Origin of the sequence: Pontitalea aquivivens (genome assembly GCF_046507575.1) — a bacterium.
GTDB classification, from domain to species: Bacteria; Pseudomonadota; Alphaproteobacteria; order Rhodobacterales; family Rhodobacteraceae; genus Pontitalea; species Pontitalea aquivivens.
Genome location: NZ_JBKFEY010000020.1, coordinates 1 through 15,377 on the forward strand (window position 1 = coordinate 1; position 15,377 = coordinate 15,377).

The following is a 15,377-nucleotide window of genomic DNA, read 5'->3' on the forward strand; positions in this document are numbered from 1 at the left end:
CGAAGCCCCGCAGCGATTCCCGAAAAACCACCGCAAAGGCCGCAGCCGAGTCGCCAACAGGACCAGAATCGTCCCCAACCACAGCCACCCTTCCAGCGTGACGACCTTCATCTGCCACAGATAGTGCGCCACCCCGAGCAGCGCGGCCGGATAGACCAGCCAGTGCAGTCGCCGCCAGTTACCGCGCAGCCAGCGGACCGCGCGATCGTTCGACGTCATGGCCAGGGGCACCAGCAAAACGAAACCGCCAAACCCCAGAACCAGATACGACCGCTTGACCAGATCGGCCGCAACCTGTGCCCACAACATGCCCATGTCCAGGATCGCCCACGCCGCCAGGTGCAGCACCACATAAAAGAACGCCAGAAGCCCCAGCGCCCGCCGAAAGCGGACCAGGTTGACACCAACAAACCGGCGCAGCGGCGTTACAACAAGCCCGCCGGCCAGAAGCCACAGGGCAATCTTGCCCAGCCGGTGTTCGATCTCTTTCACCGGATCGACACCAAGATCGCCGACAACCCCAAGCCAGACGATCCAGACCAAGGGCAGCAAGCCCGCCATATATACCACGAAGGGCGGCAGCTGGCGCAGGGCGTCATTGAAACGGGCCGCCCGCATCAGTAGAGCTTCGCCAGGTCCATGCCCGCATAAAGCCTGGCGACATGATCGCCATAACCGTTGAACATCAATGTCGGCTCACGCGCCGCAAAGATGCCCGCGCCGATGCGGCGTTCGGTGGCCTGGCTCCATCGCGGGTGGTCCACGGTCGGGTTCACATTGGCATAAAAGCCGTATTCCGAGGGCTGGAGGCTTTTCCAGGTGGTCGCGGGCTCTTGATCGGTCAAGGACAGGCGCACGATCGACTTGATGGATTTGAAACCATATTTCCACGGAACCACCAGGCGGATTGGCGCACCGTTCTGGTTGGGCAACTCTTCGCCATAAAGACCTGTCGCCAGAATCGTCAGCGGATGCATCGCCTCATCCAGACGCAGGCCTTCACGATAGGGCCAGTCGATCCCGCCGCTGCGTTGACCAGGCATTTCCTCGGGACGCAAAAGCGTTTCAAAGGCCACATATTTCGCGCCCGGCTGCACGCCCACGCGGTCCAGCAGCGCCGACAGTTCGAACCCGATCCAGGGGATCACCATCCCCCAGGCCTCGACGCAGCGGAACCGATAGATCCGTTCCTCAAGCGTGACGGGCGCCAGAATATCCTCAAGCCCATAGGTACCGGGGCGGTCCACCAGACCATCGATCCGGATCGACCAGGGATCGGTCTTCATCAGATGCGCATTGCGGCGCGGGTCGGACTTGTCCCAGCCAAATTCGTAGAAATTGTTGTACGTCGTGATTTCCTGATAGGTGTTCGGCGCCGCATCCGTCGACCACCCCGAGGGTTTCGCCGCAATCTTCGCGCCCGCGCGCCCCGGCAAGGCCCCCGCCAGAACCGCCCCGCCCGCAGCCGCAATCAACGCACGGCGGTTCAGAAAGACGGCCTTTGGCGTCACCTCGGACCACTTCGGTTGCTTCAGATCACGCAAGCGCATCACTCTCTCCTACACCAGTTTGGCCATAGATAGCGCGCCAACACCGGCCATCTTGTCACAATAGCTTGAAATTCGCGCGGCGTTAGCCCTTTGCCCCGCGCGATTTTGTCGCCAGACTGTCCCCATCAGGGCGCCGGGGCAGCCGGCCAGATGTTGAGGAGTGACAGATGCACAGATTTTGGACCACCTGCCTGATGGCGGCCCTTTTCATGGGCGGGGCCGCACAGGCCCAGGACATTCACGTCTGGGAAGTCGAGGACAGTTTCGACAATGTCGCCTTCGCCGTTGAAAACGCGATCATCGGCCAGGGCCTGGTCATCGACCATACAAGCCATGTCGGCGACATGCTGGAACGCACCAAGGCCGATGTCGGCGCCAGCAAGACGATCTTCACGGGTGCACAGATCTTTTCCTTCTGTTCGGCCAGCGTTTCGCGGGCGGTGATGGAAACCGATCCCGCGCTTGTCCAGTTCTGTCCCTATGGCATCTTCGTCTATGAAACGCCCGACCGGCCAGGCACGGTCGCCGTAGGCTTCCGCGACTATCCCGAAGGACCGATGGATCAGGTCGAAGATCTTCTGTCGCGCATCATCACTGATGCCCTGATGCTGGAAGATTGAGACCGGATCACGACCGTTTCGATCACAAGAATCTGATTGGAAATCTGCGTGGCGCCGGGCTTGGTCCGGCACCGCCATAATTCAAGACCAAAGGATCAGGGTTTTTTCATGATCCGGCACGGGTGGTGTCGCGTTTTTCCCACGTTGCCGAAACAACGGCATCGCAGATTTCTAGGGAGAAACGTCATGATCCGCAGAACCCTCCTCGCTTTCGCAGCCTCGACCTTCCTGGCCGCCCCCGCACTGGCGGACAACCATTCCAAGGACATCGTGGACACCGCCGTTGCGGCGGGCGGCTTTACCACGCTTGTCGCCGCCGTGCAGGCCGCGGGCCTTGTCGACACGCTGAAGGGCGAAGGCCCGTTCACAGTGTTCGCGCCCACCGACGACGCCTTTGCCGCGCTGCCCGCCGGCACGGTCGAAGACCTGCTGAAGCCGGAAAACAAGGACAAGCTGACCGCAGTCCTGACCTATCACGTCGTCCCGGGCAAAGTGATGTCGGGTGATCTGGCCAACGGCATGAAGGCCGCCACCGTACAGGGCGCAGAAGTGACCATCATGACCGAAGGCGGCGTCAAGGTCGACGCGGCCAACGTCACCACCGCCGATATCGAGGCGTCAAATGGCGTGATCCATGTGATCGACGCCGTGATCCTGCCCAAGTAACCCCTTTTAACCCCTTTCCGGGCGGTGCTGTCGCGCCGCCCGGATCTGGACAGATCGGCGCATCGCCATTATCTCGGTGCGATCATGGTCAAGAAATCCGATCCCAATTCCAGGCTGATCGCCGAAAACCGGCAGGCACGCTATCATTACGCCATCGAGGATGACCTTGAGGCGGGCATCGTCCTGACCGGCTCCGAGGTGAAATCGCTGCGGACGGGCCAGTCGAACATCGCCGAAAGCTATGCCTCGGTCGAAGAAGGCGAACTGTGGCTGATCAACGCCTATATTGCCGCCTACAAGGAGGCCGGCGTCTTCGGCCATGAGGAACGGCGCAAGCGCAAGCTTCTGGTGTCCAGGAAGGAACTGTCCCGGCTGTGGAACGCGACGGGGCGCGAAGGCATGACGCTTGTGCCCCTAAGCATGTATTTCAACGAAAAGGGCCGTGTGAAGATCAAGATCGGCATCGCCAAGGGCAAGAAGCTTGCCGACAAACGCGAAACCGAGGCCAAGCGCGACTGGAACCGGCAAAAACAGCGCCTTTTGAAGCAGGGCGGCTGATCGCGTCGCCTTCCGGCCTTGCCCGATTGCGCCTTCCCGGCTAAGGAAAATCCGTTGAACGGAGGGCGCAAGATGGCCGTGGACGATCCCAAAACCCTGGTTTCCACCGAATGGCTGGAAGCGCATCTGAAGGACCCCGATCTGCGGGTGCTGGATGGGTCCTGGTTCTTGCCGGCAATGGGCATGGACGCAAAGGCCGGCTATGCCGCGGCCCATATCCCCGGCGCCCGTTTTTTCGACATCGACGACATTTCCGACAACCGCTCGGCCCTGCCGCACACGGCCCCGCCGGTGGAAAAATTCATCAGCCGGATGCGCGCGATGGGCGTGGGCGACGGTCATCAGGTGGTGGTCTATGATCAGCACGGCATATTTTCCGCCCCCCGCGTCTGGTGGACCTTCCGCCTGATGGGCAAAACCGACATCGCCGTGCTGGATGGCGGCCTGCCGAAGTGGCTGGCCGAGGGGCGCCCGGTCGAAGACATGCCCCCGATCGTGCGCGATCGCCACATCACGGTGCAGCGCAACGCGGCACTGGTGAAAGATGTCACCCAGGTGGCCCATGCCTCGAAGCTGGGCGATCACGAAATCCTGGATGCCCGCCCCGCCGGCCGCTTTACCGGGGCCGAGCCCGAACCCCGCCCCGGCCTGCGCCAGGGCCACATCCCGGGGGCCAAGAACATCCCCTGGTCCAGCCTGCTGAATGGCGATGGCACGATGAAATCCCCCGGGGATCTGCGCGCCCTGTTCACCGCCACGGGCGTCGACCTGGCGAAACCGGCGATCTGCAGCTGCGGGTCGGGCGTTTCGGCGGCGATGATCGCCCTGGCGCTGGAACGGATCGGGCACCGCAACCATTCCGTCTATGACGGGTCCTGGGCGGAATGGGGTATGTACAACGACCTGCGCATCGCAACCGGAGAGAAATGATGTTCAACACCCTCAAACCGCAGGCGCCGGACAAGATCCTGGCGCTGATGGGGCAGTTCAAGGCGGACAGCCGGGCCGACAAGATCGACCTGGGCGTGGGCGTCTACAAGGACGCGAACGGCCATACCCCGGTGATGCGCGCGATCAAGGCCGCGGAAAAGAAACTGTGGGAAGCCGAAACCACCAAGACCTATACCGCGCTGGCCGGTGAAGCCGATTATCACGCCGCGATGGCCGAAATGGTGCTGGGCGCGGGCTATCCGAAGGACCGGCTTTCGGCACTGGCCACCGTGGGCGGCACCGGCGCCTGCCGTCAGGGCTTTGAGCTGGCGCGTATGGCCAGCCCCGGCTGCACGATCTGGGTTTCCGACCCGACCTGGCCGAACCACCTGTCGATCCTGGCTTTCATGAAACAGGATTACAAACTCTACCGCTATTTCGACGCGGCCACCCGCTCGGTCAGCTTCGACGCGATGATGCAGGATCTGCAAGACGTGAAGGCGGGCGATGTCGTGCTGCTGCACGGCTGCTGCCACAACCCGACCGGGGCGAACCTGACGCTGGATCAATGGTCGGCCGTGGCCGACCTGCTGGAAGCCAGGGGCGCGGTGCCGATGATCGACCTGGCCTATCAGGGCTTTGGCGACGGGCTTGAGGCCGATGCCGCCGGCACCCGCCTGATCGCGCAGCGCCTGCCCGAGGTGATGATCGCGGCCTCTTGTTCCAAGAATTTCGGCATCTACCGCGAACGCACCGGCATCCTGCTGGTCCTGTCCGACGCCGCCGCGCGCGACACGACGCAGGGCACGCTGGCCTATCTGAACCGCCAGAACTATTCTTTCGCGCCCGATCACGGCGCGCGCCTGGTGACCATGGTTCTGACCGATCCGGCGCTGCGCAAGGAATGGGAAACCGAGCTGGAAGAGGTGCGCACCGGCATGCTGGGCCTGCGCGAACAACTGGCGGCGGAACTGCGGCAGCTGTCGAATTCCGACCGCTTCGATTTCATCGCGCGCCACCGCGGGATGTTTTCGCGGCTTGGCGCCAGCCCCGAACAGGTGGAAAAGATGCGCGTGGACAACGCCATCTACATGGTCGGCGATTCGCGGCTGAATATCGCGGGGCTGAACGCCACGACGGTTCCGATCCTGGCCCGCGCAATCATCGCCGCCCGGGTCTGATCCCGGGCCGGAAAACGGCAAAGGCCCGCGCGCCTGATACGGCCCCTCAGCCGATCACGGCGCGCGCGCCCGCCGACACGGTCATGACCACCGCCAGCGTGACCAACACCGAAACGGCCCCCAGCACCAGCCCCGCGGCCGATATCAGCCCATCGCGTTCAATCAGTCCGAAGCCGCTGACAAGCAGCGAGATGGCTGGAAACCAACCGCTCAGCGGGATGGGCAGAAACAGGGTAAAGGCGATGACGAACAGCGCCAAACCCAAAAGCCGTTCATTGCGGCCATGAAACAGCCAGATCATCCGCGGCCGCACCAGCCGTTCCACCGGGCGCGATATCGGGCGCAACCGTATGACCGTGCGCCGCAGCGCCGCTTCATCAATCCGGCGCTGCGCCAGGAACCGCGGCAACCGCAGATAGGGATAGCCCATCGCCAGCTGCGCCGACAACAGCAACAGCGGAAGCGCCGTCACCAACGTTGAGCCCAGCGGAAGTGGCAGCAGATTCACCAGCGAAAACAGCAAAAGCGCCCAACCGAACGACCTGTCCCCCAGGCTGGCCAGCAAGCCCCCCAAGGTCGTCGTGGCGGTGCGATCCCTTTCGCGGATGACCCGAAGCAGAGCCGAGGACGGAGAACGCCTTTTGCGCCGTTCGATCTTGGGGTTGTCCATCCGACTCTCCTGAAAGCTGCACCTATATCGGCGCGCCCAAGGCGGAAATCAATGCATCGCCCACGACGGAATGCGCCGCCGCCCCTCAGGCCGGGTGAAACAGCGCCTCCATCGCGCGGCGCACGCGCACCGGCTCGGTCTCGGGCGCTTCGACATCGTGCCAGGACAGCATCTGCCCCGCCTCCACCCCGCGCCGCAGCCGCATGCCATGGGCAAGCCCGATCGGCAACCCGCCACCGGCCAGCGAATCCTCGGCCCGGGCAAGCCTGCCCCAGACCGTAAAGCCGCCTTCGCCATCAAGCATCTCGCCCGCCGACAGGTCGCGCTTGGCCACGGCGACAACGTCCGAGACAAAACCATTGGTGCGCCCCGTCGGCTCGCCCCGCAAAGCGGCATTGGCGACGCTGATACCCAGTTCCAGTCCGATCAGATGGGTCGGGCGGAACAACGTCGCATACCGGCCGGACCGGTCGGTCATCACCTGGTATTCGCGGAAACAACGGCGCACATAATCGGCCCCGGCCCCCCCATCCTCGGCCGCCTCAAAGGTGACATAGACCCCCCAGCGCAAATCGCCGACAACCTGACGCCCATCCCTTTCCAGGCTTGAAACCACCTCGACCATGCCCGGTTCTTCCAGAACGCCCCCCGCCGCCCGGGGTTTCAGCACATCGGCCAGATCATGCGTTCCGGCGGGCGGGAACAACAGCCCGCCCCGCGGCGCCAAAAGCCCCGAGGCATTCGAAATCGCTGCCATCTCCAGCGCGGATTTGGTGCCATCCAGGAATGAGTTGAACATCTGCGGGTTCATCCCGCCCTGCGCGGCCTCTTCGGCGGTAAGACCATAATGGTCCCAGACGGTATCCGGTGTCGAGCAGGCATACTGCGGCAGATATTTTGTGCCCTTCCCTGCAGCGACCACGCGAAACCCGCAGGTCCGCGCCCAGTCGATCAATTCACAGACCAGCGCCGGTTGATCACCATAAGCCATTGAATAGACCAGACCCGCGCGGTCGAATTCACGCACAAGATAGGCCCCGGCCAGAACGTCCGCCTCGACATTGACCATGACGATGTGGCGGCCATGCCGCGCCGCCAGCAACGCATGCCGGATGCCCGCCCCGGGATTGCCGGTGGCTTCGATCACCACGTCAAGGCCGGATGCCTCGATCAGCTGTGCAGGATCGTCGGTGATGCAGGTGCGCCCATTCGCCAGGGCATCAGCGAACGAGCTCGCCCGCGCCGAGGCGACATCCCATCCGGTATGGACCAGGGCATCATGCGCGCGTTGCGCGGACAGATCCGCAATTCCCATCAGATGCATGCCTGGCGTATGACGCACCTGCGACAGGAACATAGATCCGAACTTACCCGCCCCGATCAGCCCGACGCGAATCGGCCGTCCCTCGTTATGGCGTTGCAAAAGCTTGGCATGAAGGTTCAAAAGGGGCCTCCTTATCAGGGCGGTTCTGCGGCTTGTCCGGGACGAGTTTCACCATCGCGCCATTGCGGTCAAGCACGCCCGCGCGGCCCCGCCCGGTTGCGGATGACACGCAGGACTTCGGCACGGCTGAACAGACGCGCCGCCAATTGGCGCTGCAAGGAAACTTCCTGCGCGATATCCGCTGCTTCGGCCTCCAGCACCGCTGCCTGCCGCGTGGTCCATATATGAAAGAATTGCGCAACCGAGGCCATTGCCGGGTCGCCAAGCGCCTGATCATCTGCCTGCCGGGCCTGCATTTCAAGCGCGCTGCGGGCCTTATGCAGCGCCTCTTCGCGGCTGCGGGCCTGGGCCAGCCGTGCAAGCGCCGCCTGGCTTTCCATATCGGCCAGTTGGCGAAGCCGCTCCAGCTTGGCCCGGTCAACCGTCATGACCACCCACCTCTCGCCTTGTGACGCATCCTTTCGGCAAATCGGATCGCCGCGGCAATTGCCTTGTAATGCTCGGGCCGGATTTCATCGCCAATGTCGATCGTGGCGTGCAAGGCGCGTGCGGTGGGCGGATCGGAATGGATCGGCACACCGTTTTCCATGGCAATCCCGCGAATGCGGGCCGCGATTTCATCGACACCTTTCGCAACGCAATAGGGCGCACGACCGCGGCCCCTTTCCCATTTCAGCGCAACAGCATAATGGGTCGGGTTCACGACGACCACATCCGCCTTCGGGACATCGGCAAGCATACTGTTGGTCGCAATTTCCATCCCACGCTGACGACGTTGCGCCTTCATATGCGGGTCGCCCTCAGAGTTCTTCATTTCATCGACCAGCTCTTGCCGGCTCATCCGGTTGCGGCGCAGGTGCTCAAGGCGTTGCCAGAAATAGTCGATGATTCCGAAAGCCAAGGCGAGCACCACGACAAGAACCATGAACTCCTGGATCAGTGCCGCAAGCTCGGCCGCCACGATACCCGGATCATAACCCTGGCTGATCAGTATCCTCGGCATGCGACTGATCAGGAAATTACCCAGCAACACCGCGATCAAAACAAGCTTGACGAAACTTTTGACAAATTCGAACAGTCCGTTGCGCCCGAATTTCTGCCCGGCATTCTTGACCGGATCGATCCGGTTGAGCTTGGGTAAAAGTTTGTCCGGCGCGAAGACAACCGCCCGCTGCGCCGCCAGCGCGGCCACGGCAGCCCCCATCGGCAGCAAGAACCAGGGCGCCGCGAAAATGGCCAGTTCACCCACCCACGCGCCAAGCATGGCTGAATCAAAGACCGCGGTCCGGCCAGCCACGCCATCCGCGCGCGACAACAGATAGGAGGCAGTATTGGCAAAAGCTGACAGCGAGGCCTGACCAAAAACAATCGCCGCAATCAGGAAACCGGCATAAACGGCCGCAACCGTCAGATCCGCCGACTTTACAAGATCGCCTTTCTTTCGCGCCTCATCCAGTTTGTGCTGGGTTGGCTCATGTTCCTTTTCGGCCGCTTCGTTGCTCACCATGCACCCCCGAACGCGTCGTTCAGAAATGTGGTGAAGTTTGCCTGCCAGTGGACAAGGCCGCCCGGCACCGCAATAGCCAGCAGCGCAAGCCCGCCCAACGTCAGCGCCGGCGCCCCGACAAAGGACACCATCAGTTGCGGCATTGCCCGGTTGATGACGCCCAGCGCCACATTGTAAACCAGCCCCGCCAGAACGAACGGGGCGGCAATCGAAAAGGCCAGGCCGAACGTGTGCGCCACGCCACTGACCCCCCAGGCCCGAAGCGCCTCGGCATCGGGCAATTGCCCCGGTGGAAGCACATCGTAAGACGCGATGATCAGCGCCGCGACCTGAACGTGAAGCCCCGCCATGACCGCCAATGCCAGTCCGGCCGTGGTCAGCAGATGACCAACGGCGGGCTGCGGTTCGCCGGATGTGCCGCCGAACAGTTGCGAAAGTGAGGTGGCCTGCGCCGCGATCGTTCCAGCCACCTGAAGAGCCAGAACGAAGAACCGGATACCGGCCCCCAGCGCAAGGCCGATCAACGCTTCGCCAAAGAGGATCGCCCCACCCCCCACCGCCTGGACTGGTGCCGCGACCGCAGGTGCCACGACAAGTGTGAACGCGAAGGACAGCACAAGCTTGATCCGGGCAGACAGGAACTGTTCACCAAAGGCCGGCAGCACGGCCATCAGGCCGCCGACCCGCAGAAAGATCACGAAACCGATTTCAAGAAAGCCTTGCCCCAAAAGAAGGATCGGGCTGAGGTCAAGCGTCATGCCGCAACAACCCCGACCATAGCGGGGCGCGCGTTCATGCCGATTTCCTCAAAGCTCAGCACCGGGGCGGTTATGCCGCGCGCGCCCAGAACCGTTCGCAGAAAACGCCGGCGGCGGCTGGACGTGACAAGCGCAGGAAACGTACCGTTTTCTGCTGCCCGGGCGACCTTTTCCGAAACGTTGCTGACCAGTCGGTTGAACTTGTCGGGTGGCAGCGCGACATCATGGCTGCCGCGTTCGCCCGGCAACTGATAGGTGGTAAAGACGTCTTCCCATTCCGGGGCCAGTTGCAGAAGGGGAATCGTGCCGTCTTCGCGCTTCATCTCGGCGACCAGCTGAAAGCCAAGGCGCTGGCGTACATGTTCGCAGATCGCTTCGGGGGTCGATAGCCCGCGGCCTTCCGCGATCACCTCGATGATCATCAGAAGGTTGCGGATGGAAACGCGCTCCTCAAGCAACAATCGCAGGACACTCAGCAACAGATCGACCGGCACCTTTTCGGGGATAAGTTCATCCAGAATTCGCCGGTTCGATGCGGCCCGTTCCGGATCGGAAAGATTGCAGGTTTCATCCAGCAGCCGGCGCAGGGCGCGCAGTGTCAGCAGTCGACTGAAGTTCGATTTGATCACTTCCAGAAGATGCGTCGCCAGAACTTCGGTCGGCCCGACAACCGTAGACCCGGTCAGGGCGGCCTCTTCCTGCATCACGGTGGGAATCCAGCGCGCAGGGGCGCCATAGACCGGCTCACGCACGTCTTCGCCTTTCGGCAAAAAATCGGCGTTATCCACCACCAGCGCCAGAATGCAATCGGGGAAAAGCCTGTCTTTTGCCTGCTCGCCCCCCTGAATGCGGATGCGGTAACCGCCCGGCGGCAGGGTCGCATCATCGGTCAGGCGGATCTCGGGAAGAATAAGGCCATACCCGGCAGCCACATGATTTCGCATGTTCGCGATACGCGCATCAAGCCCCGTTGCCGGATCAAGTGCCATCGCCACAAGATCCGGAGAGAATTCGACGTGAATGTCATCGACATCCAGCACGTCACCAAGCGATTTCCGGCGAGGTCCGGCATCAACGGGCGGCTGCATACGCATCGCATCGCGCCGAAGACGGCGCAGTTCGGCCCGCTGCACCGCGAAACCGGCCCCGGCCAGTGCCGCCGCACCGGCGATGAACGGCGCGAACGGAAGCCCGGGCACGATGGCGAACAGCGCCATCAGCAGGGCAACAGTATAAAGCGCAGGCGGATACTTCCCCAGTTGACGGAACAGGTCCAGGTCGACGGCGCCTTTCGTCCCCCCCCGGGACAGAAGGATCGCGGAGGCGACAGAGATGATGACCGCCGGGATCTGACTGACAAGCCCGTCCCCCACCGTCAGGATCGCATAGGTTTCAAGCGCGCGACCGATCGGCATGCCATGCACGGCGGCGCCGATGATCAGGCCCATTACCATGTTCAACATCGTTATCAGAAGACCCGCAACCGCATCGCCCTTGACGAACTTTGATGCCCCGTCAAGAGATCCGAAAAAGGTGGTCTCTGCCTGCTCTTTTTCACGACGCTCTTTCGCCTCGGCGTGATCGATCGCACCGGCATTCATGTCGCTGTCGATGGCAAGTTGCTTGCCGGGCATCGCATCCAGCGCAAAGCGGGCACCGACCTCGGCCATGCGCCCGGCACCTTTCGTGATCACCATGAAGTTCACGATCATGATGACACAAAACACCACAAGACCGATCAGCACCGACCCGCCCATGATGAAATCCGCAAAACCCTCAATCACCTCGCCCGCGGCGCCGGTGCCGGTATGGCCCTGTCCGATGATCAGTTTCGTTGACGATATGTTCAGCGAAAGCCGCAACATCAGCGTCGCCAGCAATACGGTCGGAAATGCCGAGAAATCCAGCGGCCGTTCGACAAACAATGTCACCGTGAAAATCAGGATCGCCAGCGCGAAGGACACTGCAAGCCCGATGTCGAGGATCCAGGCGGGCATCGGCAGCACCATCATGACGATGATGGCCATCAGCGCCAGGGACAGAAGCACCGTAGGCTGGAAAACGTTGGAAAACGTCAGGCGGCGCATCATTCCCCCCTTTCCTGCAAGGCCGCCGCGAACAGGCTGGCGCCGGCCGCAGCCCCAAGCGAGGGCGCCTGTGTGCCCTGACGCCGTAGCAGCGGATAACGGTTTTCCCGGTAGGGCAGATCGGCTGCCGGGCCCTTGCGGGCAGCAAGGACGATATCGGGGATTTCTGGAATGTCGGGCGGGGCACCTGTCGTCGCACCAGCCGGCGACAGTGGCGCCGCAGCAAGTTGATTGCGAAAGCGGTTGAAACGTTCGGTATAGCGCTGCGCATATTCCGGGGTGCGCGAATGATAGGCCCCCGCCGCCTTGGGCCAGGACCCCATTTCCTGATACAGATCGTCCAGAAAGCGTGCCGCGTAAAGCGCATTCGCCATCGGCTCAAACATCTCGTCGATGGATGAAAACGCTTCGCCATGCCATTTGTAATTGATCTGAAAACAGCCCACGTCAAAGCTTCGGGCACCGCGCTTGAATTCCTTGAAGACAAAGGCCCGCGCTTCATCCAGCGTGTCGAACCAATGGCCCGCACCTTCCATGTTGACGGTCCAGGGCCAGGGCTGAACCTGCCCGCCGGCCTTGCGGCCGGTTTCGGTACGGGAAATCGCCAGCAACACATCGACCGGAACGCCTGTCGTCTCGGCGGCGCGCCGGGCGACGACATCGCAGATGGCAGTATCGCCAAAGCCCGCGGCAACGGAAGGCGTGCAAAGCACACCCAGCCAAAGCGCCGACAGACCGCCCAGAAACGCGCGGATAAACATCTTGTACATGGGATTCGCCCGGTTCCTGCAGTTCTTGCTGCATGCAACGCTAGGCAAAGACGGTTTAGAAACCGTAACCCTGTTTCAGAATAGCTCATCGGGCGCAGGTCCCGCCGAAGCAAGGCGCCCAGACCCCGGATGCCGTCGATCAGAAATCCAGGTTTTCGACGCTCAGGGCGTTTTGCTGGATGAACTCGCGCCGCGGCTCTACGACATCGCCCATCAGCTTGGTGAACAGATCTTCGGCTTCGGCCACATCCTCAACCCGGACCTGCAACAAGGTCCGTGCCGAAGGGTCAAGCGTGGTTTCCCAAAGCTGTTCGGGATTCATCTCGCCCAGCCCCTTGTAGCGCTGCAGCGACAGACCCTTTTCACCCTCTTGCAGGATAGCAGCAAGCAGTTCCAGCGGACCATGGATCATCTGTTCGCGATCCTTGCGAACCAACCTTGCCGGCGTGGAATAAACCTCCTGCAACGCCTCTGTATGGCTGGCCAATCGCCGCGCCTCGCCCGATCGCAGCACCGGGCCGTCCAGCGTCCGCGCCTCTTCGACACCGCGAAGCGACCGGGTGAACCGCAAGCCATGATCCTGGGTCGGACGACCGGTCCAGCCGCGTTCGTATTCCAGCGCGATCACATCCAACCGCTGCGCCACCACATCGGCCACGCCCTGCGCATCGGCATCGACACGGCCCGGAACCAACGCACCGGCGATCGCCGCCTGTTCCAGGATGCGCTGCGGATAATGGGTCGGGAAAGCCTGCAGGATGCGGCGCACGACGCGCGCCTCTTCGACCACGCGCGCCAGATCTGCGCCGGTGATCTCTTCACCATTGTCCAACCGCAGAATGGCTCCGTCAACCCCCTGATGAATAAGGAAATCCTCAAGGGCAGCCTGGTCCTTCAGATAGACCTCGGACTTGCCGCGCGCGACCTTGAACAGCGGTGGCTGCGCGATGTACAGATGCCCCGCCTCAATCAGTTCGGGCATCTGCCGGAAGAAGAAGGTCAGCAGCAACGTGCGGATATGCGCGCCATCCACATCGGCATCGGTCATGATGATGATCTTGTGATAGCGCAGCCTGGCCAGATTGAACTCATCCCGGCCAATGCCCGTGCCCAGCGCGGTGATCAGCGTACCGATCATGTCCGAGGCCAGCATCCGGTCGAACCGGGCGCGTTCCACATTCAGAATCTTACCACGCAGGGGCAGAACCGCCTGGTTCTTCCGCTCGCGGCCCTGCTTGGCGGAGCCGCCGGCAGAGTCACCCTCGACGATGAACAGCTCGGAAAGCGCGGGGTCCTTTTCCTGGCAATCGGCCAGCTTGCCGGGCAGGCTGGCGACATCCATCGCGGTCTTGCGCCGGGTCAGTTCGCGGGCTTTGCGCGCCGCCTCGCGCGCAAGCGCCGCCTCGATGATCTTGCCGACAATCTGCTTGGCCTCGGCGGGATGTTCTTCGAACCACTCTGACAATTTTTCGCTTACGAGGTTCTCAACCGCGGGGCGAACCTCGGATGACACCAGCTTGTCCTTGGTCTGGCTGGAAAATTTCGGGTCCGGCACCTTGACCGACAGAACGCAGGTCAACCCTTCGCGCGCATCATCGCCGGTGAAGTCGACTTTCTCCCTCTTCGCGATCCCGGAAGATTGAGCATAGGCATTGATCGTGCGCGTCAGCGCCCCGCGGAAGCCCGCAAGATGCGTGCCCCCATCGCGCTGGGGGATGTTGTTGGTAAACGGCAGGACGGTTTCGTGATAGCTGTCGTTCCACCACATCGCGACCTCAACACCGATGCCCCCGCGATCACCAGAGATGAAGATCGGCTCGGGCATCACCGACGTCTTTGACCGGTCCAGATAACGCACGAATTCGCGCACGCCCCCCTCATAGAACAGTTCCGACCGCACCGGCTCAACCGGGCGTTCATCCTCCAGGATGATCTTCACACCCGAGTTCAGGAAGGCCAGTTCGCGCAGCCGGTTTTCCAGCGTCTTGAGGCTGTAGTCGAGGTTCGAGAAGGTGCCGTCGGGCCGGTTCGTCTTGGCCGAGGCCAGAAAGCGTACCTCGGTTCCCTTTTCGCCCGGCGCGGCATCGCCCACCACCTTCAGCGGCACGGCTGTTTCGCCAAATTCAAAACGCGCGTAATGTTCCTTGCCATTGCGCCAGATACGCAGGTCAAGCCATTCCGACAGCGCGTTCACGACGGAAACGCCAACGCCGTGCAGACCGCCCGACACCTTGTAGCTATTCTGATCGAATTTGCCGCCCGCATGCAGCTGGGTCATGATGACCTCGGCTGCGGAAACGCCTTCCTCGGGGTGAATGTCGACCGGAATTCCGCGCCCGTTATCGCGCACCGAAACGCTGCTGTCGGCGTGAATCTTCACATGGACAAAATCCGCATGCCCCGCCAAAGCCTCATCGATGCCGTTGTCCACGACCTCATAGACCATGTGATGCAGGCCGGACCCGTCGTCGGTATCGCCGATATACATGCCCGGCCGCTTGCGCACCGCCTCCAGGCCCTTGAGAACCTTGATAGATTCCGCGCCGTATTCGCTCGGGTTCCTGGTTTCTTCGGTCATGCCCGCCCGTCCTGTTTCTTGCCCCCGTCTTATAGGGGTTCGACAGAGGATTGTCACG

The 15,377-nt window shown here is 62.3% G+C and carries 15 protein-coding genes; 5 read left to right on the forward strand and 10 right to left on the reverse strand.

Annotation, left to right across the window (positions count from 1 at the left end; translation table 11 throughout):
* Both msrQ and msrP read right to left on the reverse strand, forming a co-directional pair.
* Nucleotides 1-618 (reverse strand): protein-methionine-sulfoxide reductase heme-binding subunit MsrQ (gene msrQ, locus ACK8OU_RS15725; RefSeq protein ID WP_410304363.1); only part of this gene is annotated, 618 nt, incomplete at its 3' end.
* A complete protein-coding gene (gene msrP / locus ACK8OU_RS15730; RefSeq protein ID WP_410304364.1) occupies nt 618-1,550 on the reverse strand; it encodes a protein-methionine-sulfoxide reductase catalytic subunit MsrP in 933 nt (310 codons plus the stop codon). The genes msrQ and msrP, both read right to left, overlap by 1 nt.
* A gap of 167 nt (nt 1,551-1,717) precedes the next feature.
* Between msrP and ACK8OU_RS15735 the strand changes: the two genes are divergently transcribed.
* The 5 genes from ACK8OU_RS15735 (at nt 1,718) to ACK8OU_RS15755 (ending at nt 5,505) form a co-directional block, all read left to right on the forward strand.
* A complete protein-coding gene (locus ACK8OU_RS15735) occupies nt 1,718-2,170 on the forward strand; it encodes a DUF302 domain-containing protein (protein WP_410304365.1) in 453 nt (150 codons plus the stop codon).
* Nucleotides 2,171-2,356: 186 nt separating this feature from the next.
* Nucleotides 2,357-2,836, forward strand: a complete 480-nt coding sequence (locus ACK8OU_RS15740) for a fasciclin domain-containing protein (protein ID WP_410304366.1) — start codon at nt 2,357-2,359, stop codon at nt 2,834-2,836.
* An 84-nt stretch (nt 2,837-2,920) separates the two neighbouring features.
* Nucleotides 2,921-3,394: an SsrA-binding protein SmpB gene (gene smpB, locus ACK8OU_RS15745; RefSeq protein WP_410304410.1), complete on the forward strand. Its 474-nt coding sequence runs from the start codon at nt 2,921-2,923 to the stop codon at nt 3,392-3,394.
* 72 nt (nt 3,395-3,466) lie between these two features.
* Nucleotides 3,467-4,324, forward strand: coding sequence for a 3-mercaptopyruvate sulfurtransferase (gene sseA, locus ACK8OU_RS15750; protein WP_410304367.1), 858 nt, complete (start codon nt 3,467-3,469; stop codon nt 4,322-4,324).
* A complete protein-coding gene (locus ACK8OU_RS15755; RefSeq protein WP_410304368.1) occupies nt 4,324-5,505 on the forward strand; it encodes an amino acid aminotransferase in 1,182 nt (393 codons plus the stop codon). Before sseA ends, ACK8OU_RS15755 begins: the two co-directional genes overlap by 1 nt.
* Before the next feature lie 46 nt (nt 5,506-5,551).
* Here the strand turns inward: ACK8OU_RS15755 and ACK8OU_RS15760 are convergent, their stop codons facing one another.
* The 8 genes from ACK8OU_RS15760 to gyrB form a co-directional block, all read right to left on the reverse strand.
* Nucleotides 5,552-6,175, reverse strand: coding sequence for an exopolysaccharide biosynthesis protein (locus ACK8OU_RS15760; RefSeq protein WP_410304369.1), 624 nt, complete (start codon nt 6,173-6,175; stop codon nt 5,552-5,554).
* 85 nt (nt 6,176-6,260) lie between these two features.
* Entirely contained in the window at nt 6,261-7,619 is a 1,359-nt protein-coding gene (locus ACK8OU_RS15765; RefSeq protein WP_410304370.1) for an NAD(P)H-dependent oxidoreductase, read from the reverse strand.
* A 68-nt stretch (nt 7,620-7,687) separates the two neighbouring features.
* Nucleotides 7,688-8,047: a hypothetical protein gene (locus ACK8OU_RS15770; protein WP_410304371.1), complete on the reverse strand. Its 360-nt coding sequence runs from the start codon at nt 8,045-8,047 to the stop codon at nt 7,688-7,690.
* A complete protein-coding gene (locus ACK8OU_RS15775) occupies nt 8,044-9,123 on the reverse strand; it encodes an EscU/YscU/HrcU family type III secretion system export apparatus switch protein (RefSeq protein WP_410304372.1) in 1,080 nt (359 codons plus the stop codon). Before ACK8OU_RS15775 ends, ACK8OU_RS15770 begins: the two co-directional genes overlap by 4 nt.
* Nucleotides 9,120-9,884, reverse strand: a complete 765-nt coding sequence (locus ACK8OU_RS15780) for a flagellar biosynthetic protein FliR (RefSeq protein WP_410304373.1) — start codon at nt 9,882-9,884, stop codon at nt 9,120-9,122. Before ACK8OU_RS15780 ends, ACK8OU_RS15775 begins: the two co-directional genes overlap by 4 nt.
* Nucleotides 9,881-11,971 (reverse strand): flagellar biosynthesis protein FlhA, encoded by a 2,091-nt coding sequence (flhA, locus tag ACK8OU_RS15785; protein ID WP_410304374.1) that lies wholly within the window; start codon nt 11,969-11,971, stop codon nt 9,881-9,883. The genes ACK8OU_RS15780 and flhA overlap by 4 nt, the downstream gene beginning before the upstream one ends.
* Nucleotides 11,971-12,741, reverse strand: coding sequence for a transglycosylase SLT domain-containing protein (locus tag ACK8OU_RS15790; RefSeq protein WP_410304375.1), 771 nt, complete (start codon nt 12,739-12,741; stop codon nt 11,971-11,973). Before ACK8OU_RS15790 ends, flhA begins: the two co-directional genes overlap by 1 nt.
* Before the next feature lie 139 nt (nt 12,742-12,880).
* Nucleotides 12,881-15,319: a DNA topoisomerase (ATP-hydrolyzing) subunit B gene (gyrB, locus tag ACK8OU_RS15795; protein ID WP_410304376.1), complete on the reverse strand. Its 2,439-nt coding sequence runs from the start codon at nt 15,317-15,319 to the stop codon at nt 12,881-12,883.
* Nucleotides 15,320-15,377: the final 58 nt, after the last annotated feature.